We start from the raw sequence: 20,859 nt of genomic DNA, 5'->3' as shown, positions 1-20,859 counted from the left end.
CTTGTCAGGCGAGTTGTGGCAAGAGGCAGCTGCCAGCCTCTCTGCTTCGCCTTTGCGATCCACCCTGCCCGCCTCCATCCCCCGCTGGCGGAGGGGCCCTGAGGCGCCCTCCTGTCAACCCGGGTTCATGAGGCAGGACAGAACGTTCTTCTTCGGCCGTCCTACACCAGCCGCCCGTGGCAGTTCTTGAACCGCTCGCCCGAACCGCAGGGGCACGGATCGTTGCGCGAAGGGTTGCCCCAGGTGGTCGGGTCGTTCTCGACAAAGCCGGGGGCATGGGCAGAAGCCTCGCCGCCCTCGGCCCCCTCATGCTGCGGGCGCGCAGCGGCGGCCTGCGCGGCAAGCTGGGCCTGGTACTGGCGCATCATCTGCTCGCGTTCGGCATCCGTCAGCGGACGGATACGGGCGAGGTTCTGCGTGACATCGCCGCGCAGCCCTTCCAGCAGGTTCTCGAACAGCTGGAAGGCCTCGGTCTTGTATTCCGACAGTGGATCGCGCTGGGCATAGCCGCGGAAGCCCACGACCGAGCGCAGGTGTTCCAGCGTCACCAGATGCTCGCGCCACTTGCCGTCGATCTGCTGCAGCAGGACCTGCTTTTCGATCTGGGCCATCTGCTCGGGGCCGAACTGCTCGGCCTTCTGGGCCATGTAACCGTCGGTCGCCTCTCGGATGCGCTCGGCCACGGTGGCGCGGTCAACCCCGTCCTCGGCCGCCCACTCGGCAATGGGCAGGTCCATGTTCAGACGCTCGACCACCGCGGCCTTGAAGCCTGCGGTATCCCACTGCTCGGGGTAGGAGCGCTCGGGCATGAACTCGTCCACGAGGTCGTCGATCACCTGATGGCGCATGTCGGCCACGATGTCGCTGACGTCCTCGGATTCCATGATCTCGCGGCGCTGCGAAAAGATCGCCTTGCGCTGGTCGTTCATCACGTCGTCGAACTTGAGCAGCTGCTTGCGGATGTCGAAGTTGCGCCCTTCGACCTTGGCCTGCGCGCGTTCCAGCGACTTGTTCACCCAAGGGTGGACGATGGCCTCGCCTTCCTTCATGCCGAGGGTGGACAGCACCTTGTCCAGCCGTTCCGACCCAAAGATCCGCATCAGGTCGTCTTCGAGGCTGAGGAAGAACAGCGAACGGCCCGGGTCGCCCTGGCGGCCCGAGCGGCCGCGCAGCTGGTTGTCGATGCGGCGGCTTTCGTGGCGTTCCGTCGCCAGCACGAACAGCCCGCCCGCGTTCAGCACGGCCTGCTTGTCGGCGGCGTGCTCGGCCTCGATCCGGGCGCGCAGCTCGTCGGGGTTGGCCTGCGGGTTCGCGGCCAGCGCCTGCAGCACCTTCATTTCCACGTTGCCGCCAAGCTGGATGTCCGTGCCGCGCCCGGCCATGTTGGTGGCGATGGTGACGGCGCCGGGCTTGCCGGCCTCGGCCACGATATAGGCTTCCTGCTCGTGCTGACGGGCGTTCAGGACATTGTGGGGGATGCCCTCGCGCTTGAGCATCTCGGAAAGCATTTCCGATTTCTCGATCGAGGTCGTGCCGACCAGCAGCGGCTGGTCCTTGGCATGGGCTTCCTTGATCGCCTCGATGACAGCGGCGTATTTCTCGGTCGCCGTGCGATAGACGCGGTCGTGTTCATCGACGCGCTGGATCGGGCGGTTGGTCGGAACCTCGACCACGCCGAGCTTGTAGATTTCCGCGAATTCCTCGGCCTCGGTCGCGGCGGTGCCGGTCATGCCGGACAGCTTCTCGTAAAGGCGGAAGTAGTTCTGGAAGGTGACACTGGCGAGCGTCACGTTCTCGGGCTGGATATCCACGCCCTCCTTCGCCTCGATGGCCTGGTGCAGACCGTCAGACAGGCGGCGGCCGGCCATCATGCGGCCGGTGAACTCGTCGATCAGCACGACCTCGCCGTCCTTGACGACATAGTTCTGGTCGCGGCGGAACAGCTTGTGGGCGCGCAGCGCCTGGTTCGCGTGATGGACCACGGTGGTCGATTCGGGGTCATACAGCGTCTGGTTCGGCGGCAGGACGCCGGCGTCCTGCAGGCGCTTTTCAAGGAACTCGTTGCCGTCCTCGGTGAAGGTGGCGTTCCGGGTCTTCTCGTCGATCTTGTAATGATCCTCGGTCAGTTCCGGGATGAACTGGTTCAGCGTCTTGTAAAGCTCGCTGCGGTCCTGCGAGGGACCGGAGATGATCAGCGGCGTCCGCGCCTCGTCGATCAGGATCGAATCGACCTCGTCCACGATGGCGAAGTAATGGCCGCGCTGGGTCATCTCCTCGATCGAACCCTTCATGTTGTCGCGAAGGTAGTCGAAGCCGAGCTCGTTGTTGGTCGCATAGGTCACGTCGGCGCGGTAGGCGTCCCGCTTTTCCTGATCGCCCTGAAATGGATAGACGACGCCCGTCGTCATCCCGAGCTGGGCGAAGACCTTGCCCATCCACTCGGCGTCGCGCTTGGCAAGGTAGTCGTTGACGGTGACGACATGGACGCCCTTGCCGGTCAGCGCGTTCAGATAGGCGGGGAAGGTTGCGACCAGCGTCTTGCCCTCGCCCGTCTTCATCTCGGCGATGTTGCCCTGGTGCAGGAAGATGCCGCCCATCAGCTGGGTGTCGAAGGCGCGCAGGCCCAGGGCGCGGCGGGCGCCCTCGCGGCAGTTGGCGAAGGCCTCGGGCAGCAGGCGGTCAAGGTCCTCGCCCGCCTGGGCACGGCCCTGCAGCTCGCGCGTCTTGCCGATCAGGTCGGCGTCCGACATCGCCTGGAACTGCGGTTCCAGCGCGTTGATCTGCTGGACCAGCGGCCTTACGGATTTCACCTTGCGGTCGTTGGGAGTGCCGAAGATCGACTTTGCCAGATTTCCGATGCCGAGCATGGTGTCCTGTCAGGTTTGGCGCGGCGGGCTTGACACCCACTTGCCCCGACCGACGGCCTTGCCCTATCACGAGGCCGGAAAATCGGCGGCGGGCGCGCATTTTCGGTTGCGCCGGATGTAGGCCCCGCCCGCCCTACTGTCAACGCCGACGCCCCGGCCGGGATGGCCGCAAGGCGGACCCTCAAAGGACTTCCGTGCCATGCTGAAATCGCTTCCCGCCCTGCTGGCCACCGCCGCGCTGATGACGCAACCCGTGCTGGCGCAGACCGCGCCCGAGACGCCCGCGCCGGCCGAGGCGCCCGCCCAGGCCACCCCGCCCGCGACGGCCGAAGCCGCCGGCGCCCCCAGCGCCGACACCGTGGTTGCCACCGTGAACGGCGAGGCGATCACGCTGGGTCAGATGATCGCGATGAAGGAGGGCCTGCACGCCGGGTCCGTCCAGGGGCTGCCCGATGCCGCCCTGTGGGACCTGATGCTGGACCAGATGATCCGTCAGACCGCCGTGGCCCAGGTCGCGGCCCAGTCGCCCACCAAGCGCGACAAGGCATTCTTGGAAAACGAGCGCCGCGGTTATCAATACGCCTCGGTGCTGGAGCGCGTGGCCGCGCCCGAGCCGACCGAGGAGGAGCTGCGCGCCGTTTATGACGCGGCCTTCGGCCAGAAGACCGAGCCCAAGACGGAATACAACGCCGCCCATATCCTTGTCGCGACCGAGGAAGAGGCCAAGGCCATCGCCGACGAACTCGCCAAGGGCGCGGACTTCGGCACGCTTGCCGAAGAGCGGTCGACCGACAACAGCTCGGCCAACAAGGGCGACCTGGGCTGGTTCACCGCCGACATGATGGTCGAGCCTTTCGCCAAGGCTGTCGAGGCGCTGGAAAAGGGCCAGGTTTCCGCCCCCGTCCAGTCGCAGTTCGGCTGGCACGTCATCAGGCTGAACGACGAGCGCACCCAGACCCCGCCCGAGTTCGAGGCCGTGCGCGAGCAGCTTGCCACCGAGGTCCGCCGCAACAAGGTCGAGGCCGAGATCCAGAGCCGCGTCGAGGCCGCCGCCGTCGAGAAGACCCAAGGGCTCGACGCCGCGCTGCTGAACCGCTCCGAGCTGCTGGACAACTGATCATGGCCAAGGACAAGGACGACGCCGAAAAGGCCGCGAAGAAGGCGGCCAAGAAGGCGAAAAAGGCCGAGAAGAAGGCCCAGGCCGCCAAGGAGGTGCTTGTCTCGCCCCTGGCGCCCGAGCGCTTCCCCGACCTGCCGGTCATCAAGGGCGTCCGCTTCGCCGCCGGTTCGGCAGGCATCAAGTACCAGGACCGCACCGACGTGACCCTGATCAGCCTGCCGCCGGGCACGGCCATTGCGGGGGCCTTCACGCGATCCTCGACCCGGGCGGCAAGCATCCTGGACTGCCAGGAAAAGCTGACCGGCACGCAGGACACCGACGGGGGTGCCGCGATCATCGTGAACTCGGGCAATGCGAACGCCTTTACCGGGGCCGAGGGCCAGCGCGCGGTGGATGCGGTGACGGATGCGGTCGCGCAGGCGTTGGGAGTTCCGGCGCGGCGCGTCTTCTCCTCCTCGACCGGCGTGATCGGCGAGCCCCTGCCCGCGCAGAAGATCACGGCGGTCGTGGACGAGCTTGCCGCCTCGCTGGACGAAAAGGGGATCAGTGCGGCGGCGCGTGCAATCATGACGACCGACACCTTCCCTAAGGGCGCGGGCGCCACGATCGAGGTCGGCGGCGGCACGATCCGCATCGCGGGCATTGCCAAGGGCTCGGGGATGATCGCGCCCGACATGGCAACGATGCTGGTCTACATCTTCACCGATGCGAAGGTCGAACCGCTTCTTCTGCAACGGATCCTGTCCTCGCAACTGGACGAGACCTTCAACGCCATCACCGTCGACAGCGACACCTCGACCTCGGACGCGCTGATCCTTGCGGCCACGGGCCGGTCGGATGCCCCGGCGATCACCGACCTGCGCAGCAAGGCCACGCGCCAGTTCACGCAAGCGCTGCGCGGCGTGATGCTGGACCTGGCCCAGCAGGTCGTCCGCGACGGCGAGGGCGCGACCAAGTTCGTCGAGGTGCAGGTGACGGGCGCGGCCAGCGACGGTGACGCCCACAAGGTTGCCATGTCCATCGCCAACAGCCCGCTGGTCAAGACGGCCATCGCGGGCGAGGACGCCAACTGGGGGCGCGTCGTGGCCGCCGTGGGCAAGTCCGGGGCCTTGGCCGACCGCGACCGGCTGTCGATCCGCTTCGGCGACATGGTGCTGGCCGAGAACGGCTGGCGCGCGCCGGGCTATGACGAGGCCGCCGCCAGCGCCTACATGAAGGGCGACCGCCTGGTGATCGGCGTGGACTTGGGGATGGGGCGCGGCAAGCGCACCGTCTGGACCTGCGATCTGACGCATCGCTACATCGACATCAACGCCGACTATCGGTCGTAAGGCCGGACCGGGGGCTTCGCGCCCCCGGAACCCCTGCGGGATATTTCATGACGAAGAAGAACGAGGAGGCTGTGCGCGTCGTGCTGGTCGCGGCCGTGGCCCTGATCGACGCGGGTGGTCGGGTGCTGCTGGCACGCCGTCCGGCGGGCAAGGACATGGCAGGCTTGTGGGAGTTTCCGGGCGGCAAGGTCGATTCCGGAGAGACGCCCGAAGCGGCCCTGATCCGCGAACTGGACGAGGAACTGGGCATCGAGACGTGGAACTCCTGCCTGGCGCCACTGACCTTCGCCAGCCACGCCTATGACAGCTTCCACCTGTTGATGCCGCTTTACGCCTGTCGCCGCTGGCAGGGCACGCCGCAGCCGCGCGAGGGGCAGGAACTCGCCTGGGTTCGCGCGTCGGACCTGGCGCGCTATCCCATGCCTCCTGCAGATCTTCCGCTGGTTCCGATCCTGCGGGATTGGCTGTGACTTGCGACCATGGTCTTAACCGACTGTGGCGCCGTTGCGTCACTTAGCCGTTACACTGGCGTCGCCGGACTGGAACGCTAACTTTTTATAAACCATTTACATGGAACCTGATGGAACCTCGAGTCAGGGCGGATTTCCGGAGGGGGAGAAAAAGATGATTCGGACGATCACCGTGGGTAGCTGCATCTCTGTTCAGGGCATGTTCGAACGGGACCTGGGAAATGGCCAGATCGCTGTTCGCGTGGGCGAGCAGACCTATGTCGGAAAGCCGGTGGCACGCTGAGAAATCGGCAGCCTGCTCATCCGGGCAGCAGATGAAGGGTGAGAAAGGCCGGGCAGCTTGCCCGGCCTTCCTTTTTTCTGACTTCCTTCGACTTGCCGCGGGCCGGCTCTAGCCGGGCCAAGCACGCGGCAGGGCTCCTCCCCTTGCCACCTCGGCCTTCGGCAAAGAAAAACGGCGCGCCTCAAAGGACGCGCCGTTTCTGATTTTGGAAGGGCTGCTTACAGCCGGCGCTCGACTTCCTCGCGCTCGAAGATCTCGATGATGTCGCCCTTGCGGATGTCGTCGTAGTTCTCGAAGGCCATGCCGCATTCCTGGCCCGACTGCACTTCCTTGACCTCGTCCTTGAAGCGCTTGAGCGTCTTGAGCGTGCCCTCGTGGATGACGACGTTGTCGCGCAGCAGGCGCACGCCCGCCGAACGACGCGCCACGCCCTCGGTGACAAGGCAGCCCGCGACATTGCCGACGCCGGTGACGCGGAAGACTTCCTTGATCTCGGCATAGCCAATGAAGTTCTCGCGCACTTCGGCCGACAGCAGGCCCGAGGCCGCTGCCTTGATGTCGTCGATCAGGTCGTAGATGATCGAGTAGTAGCGGATCTCGACGCCCTTCTGGTTCGCGGCGTTCCGCGCCGGGGCATTCGCCCGGACGTTGAAGCCGATCACCGGCGCCTTGGATGCCTCGGCCAGGCCCACGTCGGATTCGGTGATCGCCCCCACGCCGTAGTGCAGGACGCGGACGCGCACCTCCTCGTTGCCGACCTTTTCCAGCGCCTGGACGATGGCCTCGGCAGAGCCCTGCACGTCGGCCTTCACCACCACCGGCAGCTCGGCCACGCTTTCGTCCGCCTTGGCCTTGGCCATCAGCTCCTGCAGCGTGGTCGCGGCACCGGCGGCGGCGCGCTTGTCCTTGGCCGCCTGGATGCGGTAGTCGGCGATTTCGCGGGCCTGCGCCTCGGTCTCGACGACGTTCAGGACGTCGCCCGCCTCGGGCGTACCGTTGATGCCAAGCACCTCGACCGGAACCGAAGGACCGGCCTCGGTCACGCGCTCGCCCTTGTCGTTGATCAGAGCGCGAACCTTGCCCCACTGCTCGCCGACGACGAAGATGTCGCCCTGCTTCAGCGTGCCGTTCTGGACCAGCACCGTCGCGACGGGGCCGCGGCCCACGTCCAGCTTGGCTTCGATCACCGCACCCAGCGCCGCCCGGTTCGGGTTGGCGCGCAGTTCCAGGATCTCGGCCTGCAGCGCGATGGCTTCCAGCAGCTGGTCGATCCCCTGCCCGGTATGGGCCGAAACCTCGACATCCTGCACGTCGCCCGACATCGCCTCGACCACGACCTCGTGCTGCAGCAGGTCCGTGCGGACCTTCTGCGGGTTGGCCGTGGGCTTGTCGATCTTGTTGATCGCCACGATCATCGGGACGCCCGCCGCCTTGGCGTGGTTGATGGCTTCCACGGTCTGCGGCATCACCGCGTCATCGGCGGCCACCACCAGCACCACGATATCGGTCACGTTCGCACCGCGCGCCCGCATGGACGTGAAGGCCGCGTGACCAGGCGTGTCGAGGAAGGTCAGCAGCGCACCCGATTCCGTCGTCACCTGGTAGGCACCGATATGCTGGGTGATGCCGCCGGCTTCGCCCGCGACGACATTCGCCTGCCGGATGCGGTCCAGCAGCGAGGTCTTGCCGTGGTCAACGTGACCCATGATCGTGACGATCGGCGGACGCGCCTGCAGATCCTCGGCCTTGTCCTCGACGGTCTGGATGACCTGCTCGACATCCGCGTCCGACACGCGGACGGCACGGTGACCGAATTCCTCGATTACCAGTTCGGCGGTGTCGGCGTCGATGGACTGGTTGCCCGTGACCATCATCCCCATCCGCATCAGGGCCTTGATGACGTCCGGGGCACGTTCGGCCATGCGGTTCGCCAGCTCGCTGACCACGATGGTTTCGGGCAGCTGGACATCGCGGAACTGCTTTTCGGCACGCTGCGACTGGCCCATCGCCTTGGCGCGGGCCTTTTCCTGCTTGCGCTTCATCGCGGCAAGGCTGCGCTGACGCCCGCCCTCGCCCCCGGCCAGAGCCTGGGTCAGCGACAGCCGGCCGGTGCGGCGGCTTTCCTCGGCCTTGGCCTTGGCCTTGGCATCACTGTCGCCGCCAGTGTCGCGGCGGTCGCGGTCGGTGCGGCGGGGACCGGCGGCCACGCCCGGCTTTTCGGCGCGCGCGGCGGCAGCCTCGGCCGCGGCGCGGTCCGGGGCGGCGGTGCGCTCGGCGGGCTTCGCCGTGACCTCGGCCTTCTTCTGCGCGCGCAGCTCGGCTTCGCGCAGCTTGCGGGCGTCCTCCTCGGCCTTCAGCCGCAGGGCTTCCTCGCGCTCGCGCTCCTCGCGCTCCTTCGCCTCGATCTCGGCGCGGCGGCGCTCGCGCTCTTCCTCGCGGGCCTTTTCCTCGGCGGCGCGGCGCGCGTTGTCCTCGGCCTCGCGCGCCTTGGCGGCGGCAAGGGCCTTGAGGCGGCGCTCCATCTCGGCCTCGGTGATCCCGGCCGGGCGCTTGGACGGATCCGAGGCCACGGACGCAGGCGAGTTCGGCCGCAGCGCCGGGTTCGGGCCCGTCGCCGGCTTGGGCGTCACGACGCGCTTGCGCTTGGTCTCGACCACCACGTTATGCGTGCGCCCGTGGCTGAAGCTCTGCTTCACCTGGCCGGACCGCCCGCCCGTGCCGCCGCCCAGACCCAGGGGCTTCTTTCCGTCTCTATCGTTCATCCGCTCTCGAATCCTTCCCGGCAGCCGAACTGCCGATATGCCCGCGCAGACCGTTCAGTCTGCTGGCGTCCCTGATCACCTTGTCGGTCAGGCCCCCCGGCGCGAGCGCGCTGTGTATGACATGATCGCGCCCGAAAGCCAAACCCAATTCCGATGCCGTGAGGCACCCGAACCAGCGGCCGCCGGTCGGCGTCCACAGCTTGCCCTTGCCACGGTCAGACCCGTCGCTGGCTTGGAACAGCACCTTCGCCTTCCCGTCGGCCAGCCAGCCCTTGACCTTCTCGAATCCCGCCACCGCGTCGCCGGCCTTGCGGGACAGCGAGATCAACTCGACCACCCGACGTGCCAGCGCCGCTTCGATCCCGTCCACGAGATCCGGCTCTGCCCTTACATGGGACTTCGCGCCGCGGGAAAACAGCCCCTTGTCGGCAGCTTTTTGCAATGCAGGCCTGTCCGCCGTGACCCAGAAGCCCCGGCCCGGCAGTTTCTCGGCAAGATCGGGCACCACCGTGCCGTCCGGCCCCGCCACAAAGCGGATCAGCCCGGCCTTGGGCTGCACCTCGCCCGTGACAAGGCAGCGCCGTTCCGGCGCCGCCTCGCGGTCCTTTTCACGACCCCCGCGCGTCAAGCGGCACTCCGGGGCGTTACACCCCGGCCTCCTCGACTTGGGTTTCGTCCCCGTCGGACGCGGGGTGCAGCTCGTCGGGATCCACCCAGCCCAGCATGACGCGCGCGGTCATCACCATGTCCTGCGCCTGTTCCAGCGACACGCCGAAGGGTTCGAGGATGCCGTCGTCCTTGGTGCGCTGGCCGTTCTGCGTGGTCCAGCCGCCCGCAAGCTCCCAGTCGGCGCAGGTGGCGAAGTCTTCCAGCGTCTTGATGCCGTCCTTGGCCAGCGCCTCGACCATCTGCGGGGTCAGGCCCTCGAACTCGATCAGGCTGTCCTCGGCACCCAGCTCACGCGCCTTCTCAAGCGCGGCGCGGTTGGCAGCCTCCAGGTGATCGCGGGCGCGGGCCTGCAATTCCTCGGCCGTGCCCTCGTCCACGCCCTCGATGGACAGAAGCTCGTCCAGGTCGACGTAGGCCACTTCTTCCAGGTTGGTGAAGCCCTCGGCCACCAACAGCTGCGCGAAGAACTCGTCCAGGTCCAGCGTGTCCATGAACAGCTGGGTGCGGGCGTTGAACTCGGCCTGGCGGCGCTTGGACTCTTCCTCCTCGGTGAGGATGTCGATGTCGAGACCGGTCAACTGGCTGGCCAGCCGCACGTTCTGGCCGCGGCGGCCGATGGCCAGCGAAAGCTGCTCCTCGGGAACCACGACCTCGATGCGGTTGCCGCCGTCCTCGTCCACCACGACCTTGGCCACCTCGGCCGGCTGCAGCGCGTTCACGAGGAAGGTCGCCTGGTCCTCGGACCACGGGATGATGTCGATCTTCTCGCCCTGAAGCTCGCCCACAACAGCCTGCACGCGGCTGCCGCGCATGCCGACGCAGGCGCCGACCGGGTCGATCGAGTTGTCATAGCTGATGACCGCGATCTTCGCGCGGCTTCCGGGATCGCGGGCCACAGCCTTGATCTCGATGACGCCGTCGTAGATTTCCGGCACTTCCATCTTGAACAGTTCGGCCATGAACTGCGGGTCGGTGCGCGACAGGAAGATCTGCGGGCCGCGCGCCTCGCGGCGGACGTCCTTGACATAGGCGCGGATGCGGTCGTTCGGACGATAGCTTTCCCGGCCGATCTTCTCGTTGCGGCGCAGGATCGCCTCGCCGCGGCCGACGTCCACGATGATGTTGCCGTATTCCTCGCGCTTGACGACGCCGTTGATGATGGTGCCGGCGCGGTCCTTGAATTCCTCGTACTGGCGGTCGCGCTCGGCCTCGCGGACGCGCTGCAGGATCACCTGCTTGGCCGACTGCGCGGCGATCCGGCCCAGCTCGACCGGGGGCACCTGCTCCTCGAAGATGTCGCCGACCTGCGGACCACCGGCGAAATCCGTCAGTGGTGCGCCGTCGCGCAGCCAGCGTGCGTCCTTGCGGGCCTCGAAATAGGGCTTGGCGTCCCGGACGGTGAACTGCGCCTGGTAGTTCTCCAGCGCCTCGTCCTCGACCACGGTGCGGACGCGGGTGAAGCGCGCGTTGCCGGTCTTGCGGTCGATGGAGACGCGGATGTCCATCTCGGCGCCATAGCGGGACTTGGCGGCGCGGGCGAGGCTGTCCTCCATCGCCTCGATGACGAGGCCGGGGTCGATCATCTTCTCGCGCGCGACCGCCTCGGCGGTCTGCAGCAGTTCAAGCTGGTTGGCAGAGGTGATGGCCATCAATCACTCCTTGGTCGCGGCATCACGGCCGCCCTGTTCGGTTTCGGGGTCCAGCCCCTCGTCATCCATTTCGATCTCGTCGAAGCCCGCGTCGTCCGGGTCGATCGCCCGGCCATCGCCAATGCCCGCGCCCGCTTCCGCACCGGGGGGCAGCGTGCCCGCCTCTTTCCGCTGCTTCAGCATCAGAGCGATCAGCTCGTCGGTCAGCAGCAGCTTGGCGTCAGCCAGCAGGTCGAAGTTCAGGCCGATGGTATGGGTCTGGCCCTGCTCCTCGATGTTCAGCAGGACCTCGTCGCCCTCGACCCCCGCCAGCACGCCCTTGAAGCGCTTGCGGCCGTCGATCGGCTGGTTGGTTTCCAGCCGCGCGTCATAGCCCTCGAAGGTCGCGAAGTCCTTGAGCCGCGTCAGCGGGCGGTCGATCCCGGGGCTGGAGACCTCGAGATGATAGGCGTCCTCGAGCGGGTCCTCGACGTCCAGCGTGGCGCTGACGGCCGTCGAGATCTCGGCGCAGTCCTCGACGTTGATGCCGCCCTCGGGGCGGTCGGCCATGATCTGCAGGGTGGCGGTCCTGCCGCCCTGCAGGCGGATGCGCACCAGTTCATAGCCCATGCCCTCGATCACCGGCTGGATGATCTCGGCCAGGCGCCGGTCGATGGCGGTCTTGGCGATGAGGTCGGTCATTGTCCGATCCTGAAAATGAAAAACGGGCCGTCAGGCGGCCCGTGCAAGCATCCGGTGGGCGAAGTTTGGACCCCCGCGCCGCTGTGAAGCCTAGTTAGGGGAAGACTGTCCCGATTGCAAGGCCCGCAACCGTCTAACGTCCTTTTCCCGCCCGCGACACTGGCGGCCGAGCCTGAACAACCCCAGCGGCCCGTGTCGCGCCTCAGATCGGGCGGTCGCCTTGGGCGTCGATGACGCGGGTGGGCAGGCCCATCTCGCCCAGCAATTCCAGGAAGGGACGCGCGGGCAGATCCTCGACATTGGCCATGCGCTTCACGTCCCAAGGGCCGCGTGCGATCAGGATCGCCGCCGCGACCGGGGGCACGCCCGCCGTGTAGCTGATGCCTTGGCTGCCGACTTCCTCATAGGCTTCCTTGTGATCGGCCACGTTGTAGATGAAGACCTCGCCCGGCTGGCCGTCGCGGGTGCCCTTCACCAGATCGCCGATGCAGGTCTTGCCGGTATAGTCGGGGGCGAGGCTGGCCGGGTCGGGCAGCACCGCCTTGACGAGTTTGAGCGGCACGACCTCCTGCCCCTCGGCGGTGCGGACAGGCTGCTCGGACAGAAGCCCGAGATTCTTCAGCACCGTGAAGACATTGATGTAATGCGGCCCGAAGCCCATCCAGAAGCGCACGTCGGCCTGCGGATAGCGGGCGGACAGTGAATGGACCTCGTCATGGCCCGACAGGTAGGCGGTCTGCTTGCCGACGACGGGCAGGTCCCATTCGCGGCCGACCTCGAACATGCTGTTCTCGCGCCACTCACCGCCCTGCCAGGAATAGACCGTGCCGGTGAATTCGCGGAAGTTGATCTCGGGGTCGAAGTTCGTGGCGAAATAGCGGCCGTGCGAGCCCGCGTTGATGTCCACGATGTCGATCGACTCGATCCTGTCGAAATACTCGTCCTCGGCCAGCCGGGCATAGGCGTTGACGACGCCCGGATCGAAGCCCGCGCCCAAGACGGCGGTGATGCCCGCGGCCTCGACGGCCTCGCGCCGCTTCCATTCGTAGTTGCCGTACCACGGCGGCGTTTCGCAGACCTTGGCCGGGTCCTCGTGAATGGCGGTGTCGATATAGGCCGCGCCGGCGTCGATGCAGCCCTGCAGCACCGTCATGTTGATGAAGGCCGAGCCCACGTTGATCACGATCTTCGCGTCGGTCCTGCGGATGAGGTCCGCGACCGCCGCGCTGTCCATGGCGTCCAGCGCGTGGGTCGTGATCGTGCGGCCCTTCGCGTGGCCCTTCGCCCTGATCCCCTCGACGATGGCGTCGGCCTTGGCCTGCGTCCGGTTCGCCATGTGGATCTCGCCGAACTCGTCGGCCCATTGCGCGACCTTGTGGGCCACGACCTGGGCGACGCCGCCGGCGCCGATGATGAGGACGTTGGGTTTTTCCACCGCAGCGGTCTCCTTTCGAGGGTTCAGGACAGGGAATCCCGGTAATCGTCATAGCCGAACGAGCGGGCGGTCGTGATGGAGCCGTCAAGCTCGCGGATGCAGATCGCGGGCATGGCGACGCCGTTGAACCAGTTCTTCTTGACCATCGTGTAGCCCGCCGCGTCCTGCACGCTGATCCGGTCCCCGACCCTCAGCGGCTGCGGAAAGCGCGCGTCACCGAAGATGTCGCCGGCAAGGCAGGACTTGCCCGCGATCTGGTATTCGTACGCGCCGTCCTGCGGCAACTTCGCGTTCTCGCGGTAGATCAGCAGGTCGAGCATGTGCGCCTCGATCGAGCTGTCCACGACGGCGACCTCTTTCCCGTTGTTCAGGATGTCCAGCACCGTGACTTCCAGCGTCGTGGTGCCGGTGATCGAGGCCTCTCCCGGTTCCAGATAGACCTGCACGCCGAAGCGGTCGGAAAACGCCTTGAGCCGGTCGGCCAGTTCATCCAGCGGGTAGCCCTCGCCGGTGAAGTGGATGCCGCCGCCAAGGCTGACCCATTTCAGCTTTTCGAGGAAGCTGCCGAACTCGGCCTCGATCCGATCGAGCTGGCCGGAAAACAGGTCGAAGTCCCTGTTCTCGCAATTGTAGTGGATCATCACGCCGGTGATCCGGTCCAGCGCCTGTTCCAGCCGCGCCATGTCCCATTCGCCCAGGCGCGAGAACTTGCGCGCCGGATCGGCCAGGTCGAAGCCGCTGGTCGAAAAGCGCGGGTTCAGCCGCAGGCCGCGCGCGATCCCCTGCGCCCGGTCGGCGAAGCGGTCCAACTGGCCGAGGCTGTTGAAGATGATCTTGTCGGCGTAGGTTACCGCCTCGTCGATCTCGTGGTCGGCCCAGGCGACGGAATAGGCGTGGGTCTCGCCGCCAAACTTCTCGCGCCCCAGCCGCAGCTCGTTCAGCGAGGACGAGGTGGTGCCGTCCATGAACTGCGACATCTGGTCGAATACGCCCCAGGTCGCAAAGCATTTCAGCGCCAGCAGGGTCTTTGCGCCGGAACGCTCGCGCAGCCGGACCATTTTGTCCATGTTCGCCTGAAGCTTCGCACGGTCGATCAGGTAGAAAGGCGTCTGCGGTTCGGTCATGGACGGAAGCCTCGGGCGGCAAAGGGAAACCGGGCATATAGGGCTGCGGACCCTGCCTGACAAGCAACTGCGACGCGGGCGTGACGCCCCTTGCCGGAACGGGCCGCGCGCCTCTGCGTTGCGGTTGCATCGCGCCGGGACGCTCGCCCATCTGGTGCGCCGGGGATTTCGCCCCTAGATCATCACCATCGCCTGACAGGAGCCTTGCCATGACCGCCCGCGTCGAGATCTACGCCACCCAGAGCTGCCCCTATTGCCACGCCGCCCGCGGGCTTCTGCAGAAGAAGGGCGTGGCCTACGACCTGATCGACGTCGGCCGCGAGCCCGAGCGCCGGTCCGAGATGACCCAGCGCGCCCATGGCCGGCGCACCGTGCCGCAGATCTTCATCGACGGCACGCATGTGGGCGGGTCCGACGACATCCACGCGCTGGACCGGCAGGGCAAGCTGGACGCGTTGCTGGGCCTGTAATCCATGCGCGCCGCCCTGATCCAGTTGAACGCCGGCGACGATCCGGCGACCAACCTGCCCGTGACGCTGGACTTCATGCGCCAGGCGGCGGCGGGCGGCGCGACCCTGCTGCTGACGCCCGAGGCCACGAACATCGTGACGCCCGACCGCGACCGTCAGCGCGCCCTGCTGGTTCCTGAAAGCGCGGACCCGACGCTGGCCGCCCTGCGCGAGGCGGCGCGCGAACTGGGCGTCTGGCTGTCCATCGGCTCGCTGTCCCTGCGCCACGACGACCCGGCCGAACAGCGACTTGCCAACCGCGGCTTCCTGGTCTCGCCCGAGGGCGGGATCGTCGCGCGCTATGACAAGATCCACATGTTCGACGTGGACATCGCCGAGGGCGAAAGCTTCCGGGAAAGCGCGTCCTTCCGGCCCGGCAACCGCGTCGTCGTGGCCCCCGGCCCCGAACCCATCGGCATGACCATCTGCTACGACCTGCGCTTCCCCGCGCTTTTCCGCCGCCTGTCCAGGGCGGGCGCCCGCATCCTGACCGTACCCGCGGCCTTCCACCCTCAGACGGGCGAGGCGCATTGGCATGTCCTTCTGCGCGCCCGCGCGATCGAGACGGGCTGCTTCGTGCTGGCCGCCGCCCAGACGGGCACCCATCCCGCCCCGCACAGCCCCGACAGGAAGCCGCGGCAGGGCTACGGCCATTCGCTGGCCGTGGCCCCCTGGGGCGAGGTGCTGGCCGATGCGGGGATCGAGCCCGGCGTGACGCTGGTGGACCTGGACATGGCCCGGGTGGACGACGCCCGCGCCCGCGTGCCCGCCTGGCGCCACGATCCCGTGGTCTGGGGACCATGAGCGACGACGGCGAATCCACCGCCTCGCTGGCGGCAAGCCTGTTCGCCGAGGTCATCATCAGCGAACAGATGGCGCGCGCGCTGGTCACCCGCGCCCTGCCCAAGGGGATGCAGCTGTCACATTTTTCGGTCCTGAACCTGCTTGCGCATCTGAACGAGGAACGCACGCCCGCGCAGCTGGCCGAGGCCTTTCACGTCAACCGCAGCGCCATGACCAACACGATCAGCCGGCTGGAATGGGCAGGCCATGTCCATGTCCGCCCCGACTGGGACGACGCGCGGCGCAAGTGGGTGGGGATCAGCCCTTCGGGACGCAAGGCGCGCGACGCGGCGCTGGCGGCCTTCATGCCGCGCCTGACCGAGGTCGTCCGCGACATCGGCCCGGCCGAGGTCCGCCGCGCCCTGCCCATCCTGCGCCGGTTGCGCGAGCGGCTCGAGGAAGAGGCGTAAGCCCTACTGCCTCACGCCCGTCACGAGGTAGTTCACCGACAGGTCGCGCTTGGACAGCGACCAGGACCAGCCCAGCGGATTGAAGACCATCCCGCTGCGGTCCACGACAGTGACGCCCGCGGCCTCGAACATGCCCGCCAGTTCATCGGGCCGGATGAAGCGCGACCATTCATGCGTGCCGCGCGGCAGCCAGCGCATGATCCACTCGGCGCCCACGATGGCGGCCGCAAAGCTTTGCGGCGTGCGGTTCAGGGTGGATGCGATCAGCAGTCCTCCCGGCCGCAGAAGCCGGGCGCAGGTGGTGATGAAGGCCTGCGGGTCGGTGACATGCTCGACGATCTCCAGCGCCAGGACCACGTCGAAGCGGGCGCCGTCGGCCAGGATCGCCTCGGCCGTGGTGGCGCGATAGTCGATGGACAGGTCCGACTGGGCCGCATGGATGCGGGCGATCTCGATGTTCCCGGCGGCGGCATCGGCACCCGTGACGACGGCGCCAAGGCGCGCCATCGGTTCGGCCACCAGCCCGCCGCCGCAGCCGATGTCCAGCAGCCGCAATCCCTCGAAGGGACGCAGGGACTTGCGGTCGCGCCCGAACTCGGCGGCGATCTGGCCGGCGATGTAATCCAGCCGCACCGGGTTCAGCATGTGCAGCGGCTTGAACTTGCCGGCCGGGTCCCACCATTCGGCCGCCATCGCCTGGAACTTGGCGACCTCGGCCGCGTCGATGCTGCTGGGTCCGGTTGTGTCCATCTCAAGTCCCTCGTTCCGCGCCGGTTGGCGTCCGCCCGGCGCGCGGTATATATCTCAGCCATGGACCGCATGGCAGACCGAAACGCCGCGTCACCCTCGCATGGCCGGCTTTACCCGCCGATCGAGCCCTTTGACGCCCGCATGATCGACCGGGGCGATGGCCACCGCATCTATGTCGAGCAATGCGGCAACCCGCAGGGCCGCCCGGTGATGGTCCTGCACGGCGGCCCCGGCGGCGGCTGCAGCCCGATGATGCGGCGCTTCTTCGACCCCCAGCACTGGCGGATCGTGCTGTTCGACCAGCGCGGCTGCGGGCGTTCGCAGCCCCATGCCTCGGTGGCGGGCAACACCACCGCGCATCTCCTGTCCGACATCGACGCGATCCGGGCCGAGCTTCGCCTGCCCCCGGCGGTGCTGTTCGGCGGATCATGGGGCGCGACGCTGGCGCTGGCCTATGCCGAGGCGCGCCCCGAGGCCGTGTCGGCGCTGGTCCTGCGAGGCGTCTTCTTGGGACAGCGGTCGGAACTCGACTGGTTCTACGGTGGCGGCGCGGGCCGGTTCTGGCCCGAGCTCTGGCAGCGCTTCCGCGACGTGATCCCGGAACCCGAGCGCGGCGATCTGATCGCGGCCTATCACCGGCGGCTCTTCAGCGGCGACCCGGCGATCGAGACGCGCTATGCGATGCCCTGGCTCGCCTGGGAAAACGCGCTGGCAGGGCTGGACAACGCCTCCTCCGGCCATGCGCCGCCCGCCTATGCGCGCGCCTTCGCCCGGCTGGAAAACCATTATTTCGTCAATGCCTGCTTCCTGGACGAGGGCCAGTTGCTGCGCGACCGCCCCGGGATCGAGCACCTGCCCGCCGTGATCGTTCAGGGCCGCTATGACATGGTCTGCCCGCCGCTCAGCGCCTGGACCCTGGCCCAAGGATGGGCCCGGGCCGAGCTGCGGATGATCCCCGCCTCGGGCCATGCCCTGACCGAGCCGCGCATCGCGGCCGAGCTTGTCCGCGTCATGCAGGCGATGGCGGGCCTCGACTGATCCGCCCAAGGCCCCCCTCGGCCGGAGGCAAATATCCCGGGATCTTCGTATACGACGATGGGGCAGCGCCGCGGTCCGCCGCCGAAGCTCATGCCTCCTTGGGCTTCTGCCGGTCCTTGTGCTTGGCCAGCGCCCCGGTCTGCCGCTTGTTCGACTTGTCCTTGTAGGGGTTCTTCGATCCCTGGTCGCGGAAGGTCAGCCGGATCGGCGTTCCGGGCAGGTCGAAATCCTGCCGCAGGCCGTTCACCAGATAACGGCGATAGCTTTCCGGGATCTGGTCGGTATGCGTCGCCATGACGACAAAGCCCGGCGGGCGCGTCTTCACCTGCGTCATGTAGCGCAGCCGGATGCGGCGGCCGCCCGGCGCGGGCGGCGGATGCGCCTCGGTCATGGCGGTCAGCCACTGGTTCAGCCGCGCCGTGCTGATCCGTCGGTTCCAGACCTCATGCGCCTTCAGGATCGCGTTGTGCAGGCGGTCCAGCCCCTTGCCGGTGCGGGCCGAGACCGTGACCAGCGGTGCGCCCTTCAGCTGCGGCAACAGCCGCTCGAAGGCCTCGCGCAGCTCGTTCAGCTTCTGGGGCTTGTCCTCTTCCAGGTCCCACTTGTTCGCGGCGACCACGACCGCCCTGCCCTCGGTTTCCGCGAAATCGGCGATGCGCAGGTCCTGCTGCTCGAAGGGGATCGCGACGTCCAGCAGCACCACCACGACCTCGGCGAAACGCACCGCGCGCAATCCGTCGGCTACGGAAAGCCGTTCCACCTTGTCGGTGATCCGCGCCTTCTTGCGCATCCCCGCCGTGTCGAAGATGCGCATGGGCGTGCCCATGAACTCGGACCTGACCGAGATCGAATCGCGCGTGATTCCCGCCTCGGGACCGGTCAGCAGCCGGTCCTCGCCGATGATCTTGTTGATCAGCGTGGACTTGCCCGCGTTCGGCCGGCCGATCACGGCGATCTGCAGCGGCCGCGCGGCACTGGGCCGCCAGTCCTCGGCGCCCTCGCCCGATTCCGCCTGCTCGTCGGTCAGGGTGACGTCGGTTTCCGGTGCGATGGGCGCGGGGCGCTCGGACTGGACGATCTCGGACAGCGGCTTCAGGGCGCGGTAGATGTCCTCGAGCCCCTCGCCATGTTCGGCCGAGATGCGCAGCGGCTCGCCCAGACCCAGGGACCAGCCCTCGGTCGCCCCGGCCTCGCCCGCAGCACCCTCGGCCTTGTTGGCGGCCAGGATGACGTGCTTGGCGCGCTTCCTCAGGATGTCGGCGAAATATTCGTCCGCCGCCGTCACGCCCACGCGGGCGTCGATGACGAACAGGCAGATGTCGGCCTCGTCCACGGCACGCTCGGTCAGGCGCCGCATCCGTCCTTGCAGCGAGTCGTCCTCGACCATCTCGAGCCCCGCCGAGTCGATCACGACAAAGCGCAGGTCACCCAGGCGCGCGTCGCCTTCGCGCAGGTCGCGGGTGACGCCGGGCTGGTCATCGACCAGAGCCAGCCGCTTGCCCACGAGGCGGTTGAACAGGGTGGACTTGCCGACATTGGGCCGTCCGACGATGGCGAGTGTGAAGGTCATTACCTGTACGCGTGAAGCTGGCCGTCGCGGCCGGTGACATACAAGGTGCCGCCCGAGACGACGGGCGCGGTTGCGGCGCCCCCGGGGATCGGCGCCTGCCCGACCGGCGCGCCGGAGCGGGGATCGAAGCTGCGCAGGATGCCGTCCGACGAGGCCACGAACAGCCGCCCGCCCGCCAGCACCGGGCCGTAATGGACGTGGATCGAATCCTGCCGCCGCACCCGCTTGTCGGTGTAGTAAGGCAGGTTGACCGCGAAGATGCGCCCGCCCGTCGCGGCGTCCAGCCGCACCAGCTGCGCCTGATCGTTGACCGCGAAAACCGACCCGCCCGCAAGCAGCACGGGGCTGTTCGCGCCATCCTTGTCGGACCAGATTTCCGTCCCCGTCGCGCGGTCGAAGGCATAGATCCGCCCCGAGGACGACCCCGCCAGCACCACGTCGCCCGCGATCACCGGGTCGCCCGTCAGGTCGCGGATGAAGGCGATGGCGCGACCCCGGCGAGTGCCCGCGAGCTGCGCGTTCCACCGCTCGGTCCCCGTGGCCGTGTCCACGGCCAGAAGCTGGCCCGAGGCGAAGGGGAAGATCACCAGGTCGCCGTCCACGGCAGGCGCGGCGACGCCGGTCACGCCCGACTGCGCGCGGATGCCCGAAACTGTCCACAGGACGCGCCCGTCGGCTGCCCGCACGGCCCAGCCGGTCGCGTCGCGCCCGACCACGTAGATCACGCCGTTCTGCACCGTGGGCGCCCCGCCGATGGGCGCATCCACCCGCTGGCGCCACAGCACCGCGCCCGAGCCCGCGTCCAGCGCGACCAGTTCGCCATAGCCGGTGGTCACGAAGATCCGCCCGCCCTCGTAGGCGATGCCGCCGCCCGAGGCGCTGTCGCCCCGTTCGCCCGCAGGCGTCAGGTCGCGCCGCCAGGCCGTGCCGCCGCTCAGCGCCGTCGCCACCACCTGCGCGCGGCTGTCCAGCGTGAAGGCCCGCCCGCCCGCGACCACCGGGTCGGCGGTGATGCGATAACGCCGGGCCGAGCCCTCGCCGATCGGTGCCGACCACAGGCGCTGCTGGCCGCTGCCCGCAAGCGCGGCATGGGGCATCCGGTGCGCGGGATTGGCCGCCCGGGCGGTCCACTCCACCGAAACCGGCGCCGACAGGTTCAGCGCCGTCGAGGACACCCCTGCCGGCCCTTCGACCGCGGGGCCCTCGGGCGAGACGATCTCGCGCGGGTCCAGCCGCGTGCCGGGCAGGATCTCGTCGCGCTGCTGGCAGGCCGCCAGCGCGGTCAGGGCGATCAGGGGCAGCAGCGTGGTCAGTCTGGTCATGGAAGGCTCCGGTGCGGCGCGGGCGG

General features: G+C 68.0%; 18 protein-coding genes. 8 read left to right on the top strand and 10 right to left on the bottom strand.

What is annotated here, in order from left to right:
- Window positions 1–161 precede the first annotated feature (161 nt).
- Window positions 162–2,867, bottom strand: coding sequence for a preprotein translocase subunit SecA (secA, locus tag ACFFII_RS12130; RefSeq protein ID WP_377699138.1), 2,706 nt, complete (start codon window positions 2,865–2,867; stop codon window positions 162–164).
- A gap of 199 nt (window positions 2,868–3,066) precedes the next feature.
- Here secA and ACFFII_RS12125 point away from each other — a divergent pair, with 199 nt between their 5' ends.
- The 4 genes from ACFFII_RS12125 (at window position 3,067) to ACFFII_RS12110 (ending at window position 6,071) form a co-directional block, all read left to right on the top strand.
- Window positions 3,067–3,984 carry a peptidylprolyl isomerase gene (locus ACFFII_RS12125; protein ID WP_377699137.1) on the top strand — a complete coding sequence of 306 codons (918 nt, stop codon included), beginning with the start codon at window positions 3,067–3,069 and terminating at the stop codon, window positions 3,982–3,984.
- 2 nt (window positions 3,985–3,986) lie between these two features.
- Window positions 3,987–5,318 (top strand): bifunctional glutamate N-acetyltransferase/amino-acid acetyltransferase ArgJ, encoded by a 1,332-nt coding sequence (gene argJ / locus ACFFII_RS12120; RefSeq protein ID WP_377699136.1) that lies wholly within the window; start codon window positions 3,987–3,989, stop codon window positions 5,316–5,318.
- 47 nt (window positions 5,319–5,365) lie between these two features.
- Complete coding sequence (mutT, locus tag ACFFII_RS12115) at window positions 5,366–5,788, top strand: 8-oxo-dGTP diphosphatase MutT (RefSeq protein ID WP_377699135.1); 423 nt, start codon at window positions 5,366–5,368, stop codon at window positions 5,786–5,788.
- A gap of 154 nt (window positions 5,789–5,942) precedes the next feature.
- Window positions 5,943–6,071, top strand: a complete 129-nt coding sequence (locus ACFFII_RS12110) for a hypothetical protein (RefSeq protein WP_090755004.1) — start codon at window positions 5,943–5,945, stop codon at window positions 6,069–6,071.
- Between the two features lie 218 nt (window positions 6,072–6,289).
- Here the strand turns inward: ACFFII_RS12110 and infB are convergent, their stop codons facing one another.
- The 6 genes from infB to ACFFII_RS12080 all read right to left on the bottom strand — a co-directional run bounded on the left by infB (window position 6,290) and on the right by ACFFII_RS12080 (window position 14,391).
- The gene (gene infB, locus ACFFII_RS12105) at window positions 6,290–8,833 is read right to left on the bottom strand and encodes a translation initiation factor IF-2 (RefSeq protein WP_377699134.1); all 2,544 of its coding nucleotides are present in this window, start codon (window positions 8,831–8,833) and stop codon (window positions 6,290–6,292) included.
- Window positions 8,823–9,461, bottom strand: a complete 639-nt coding sequence (locus ACFFII_RS12100; protein WP_377699133.1) for an RNA-binding protein — start codon at window positions 9,459–9,461, stop codon at window positions 8,823–8,825. The genes infB and ACFFII_RS12100 overlap by 11 nt, the downstream gene beginning before the upstream one ends.
- Window positions 9,462–9,477: 16 nt before the next feature.
- A complete protein-coding gene (gene nusA, locus ACFFII_RS12095) occupies window positions 9,478–11,151 on the bottom strand; it encodes a transcription termination factor NusA (protein WP_377699132.1) in 1,674 nt (557 codons plus the stop codon).
- Window positions 11,152–11,154: 3 nt separating this feature from the next.
- Window positions 11,155–11,832, bottom strand: a complete 678-nt coding sequence (gene rimP, locus ACFFII_RS12090) for a ribosome maturation factor RimP (protein ID WP_377699131.1) — start codon at window positions 11,830–11,832, stop codon at window positions 11,155–11,157.
- A gap of 202 nt (window positions 11,833–12,034) precedes the next feature.
- Complete coding sequence (locus ACFFII_RS12085) at window positions 12,035–13,267, bottom strand: saccharopine dehydrogenase family protein (RefSeq protein ID WP_377699130.1); 1,233 nt, start codon at window positions 13,265–13,267, stop codon at window positions 12,035–12,037.
- A 23-nt stretch (window positions 13,268–13,290) separates the two neighbouring features.
- On the bottom strand, window positions 13,291–14,391 hold the full coding sequence (locus tag ACFFII_RS12080; protein ID WP_377699129.1) for a carboxynorspermidine decarboxylase: 1,101 nt from the start codon (window positions 14,389–14,391) through the stop codon (window positions 13,291–13,293).
- 209 nt (window positions 14,392–14,600) lie between these two features.
- On the opposite strand from ACFFII_RS12080, the gene grxC reads away from it, so the two are divergent.
- From grxC to ACFFII_RS12065, 3 genes are read left to right on the top strand one after another with little or no spacing between them, the layout of a single operon-like run.
- Complete coding sequence (gene grxC / locus ACFFII_RS12075; protein WP_377699128.1) at window positions 14,601–14,861, top strand: glutaredoxin 3; 261 nt, start codon at window positions 14,601–14,603, stop codon at window positions 14,859–14,861.
- 3 nt (window positions 14,862–14,864) lie between these two features.
- On the top strand, window positions 14,865–15,704 hold the full coding sequence (locus ACFFII_RS12070) for a carbon-nitrogen hydrolase family protein (RefSeq protein ID WP_377699127.1): 840 nt from the start codon (window positions 14,865–14,867) through the stop codon (window positions 15,702–15,704).
- Window positions 15,701–16,153, top strand: a complete 453-nt coding sequence (locus tag ACFFII_RS12065; RefSeq protein ID WP_377699126.1) for a MarR family winged helix-turn-helix transcriptional regulator — start codon at window positions 15,701–15,703, stop codon at window positions 16,151–16,153. Before ACFFII_RS12070 ends, ACFFII_RS12065 begins: the two co-directional genes overlap by 4 nt.
- A 3-nt stretch (window positions 16,154–16,156) precedes the next feature.
- Here the strand turns inward: ACFFII_RS12065 and ubiG are convergent, their stop codons facing one another.
- Window positions 16,157–16,903 (bottom strand): bifunctional 2-polyprenyl-6-hydroxyphenol methylase/3-demethylubiquinol 3-O-methyltransferase UbiG, encoded by a 747-nt coding sequence (gene ubiG, locus ACFFII_RS12060; protein ID WP_377699125.1) that lies wholly within the window; start codon window positions 16,901–16,903, stop codon window positions 16,157–16,159.
- Window positions 16,904–16,963: 60 nt separating this feature from the next.
- On the opposite strand from ubiG, the gene pip reads away from it, so the two are divergent.
- Entirely contained in the window at window positions 16,964–17,941 is a 978-nt protein-coding gene (gene pip / locus ACFFII_RS12055) for a prolyl aminopeptidase (protein ID WP_377699124.1), read from the top strand.
- A gap of 88 nt (window positions 17,942–18,029) precedes the next feature.
- Here pip and der read toward each other — a convergent pair whose 3' ends face one another.
- Both der and ACFFII_RS12045 read right to left on the bottom strand, forming a co-directional pair.
- Window positions 18,030–19,511, bottom strand: coding sequence for a ribosome biogenesis GTPase Der (gene der, locus ACFFII_RS12050; protein ID WP_377699123.1), 1,482 nt, complete (start codon window positions 19,509–19,511; stop codon window positions 18,030–18,032).
- Complete coding sequence (locus ACFFII_RS12045) at window positions 19,511–20,833, bottom strand: PQQ-like beta-propeller repeat protein (RefSeq protein ID WP_377699122.1); 1,323 nt, start codon at window positions 20,831–20,833, stop codon at window positions 19,511–19,513. The genes der and ACFFII_RS12045 overlap by 1 nt, the downstream gene beginning before the upstream one ends.
- Window positions 20,834–20,859 lie beyond the last annotated feature (26 nt).

It is taken from the genome of Paracoccus niistensis, assembly GCF_042432925.1.
GTDB classification, from domain to species: Bacteria; Pseudomonadota; Alphaproteobacteria; order Rhodobacterales; family Rhodobacteraceae; genus Paracoccus; species Paracoccus niistensis.
This window is presented reverse-complemented; position numbering and strand designations above follow the sequence as displayed.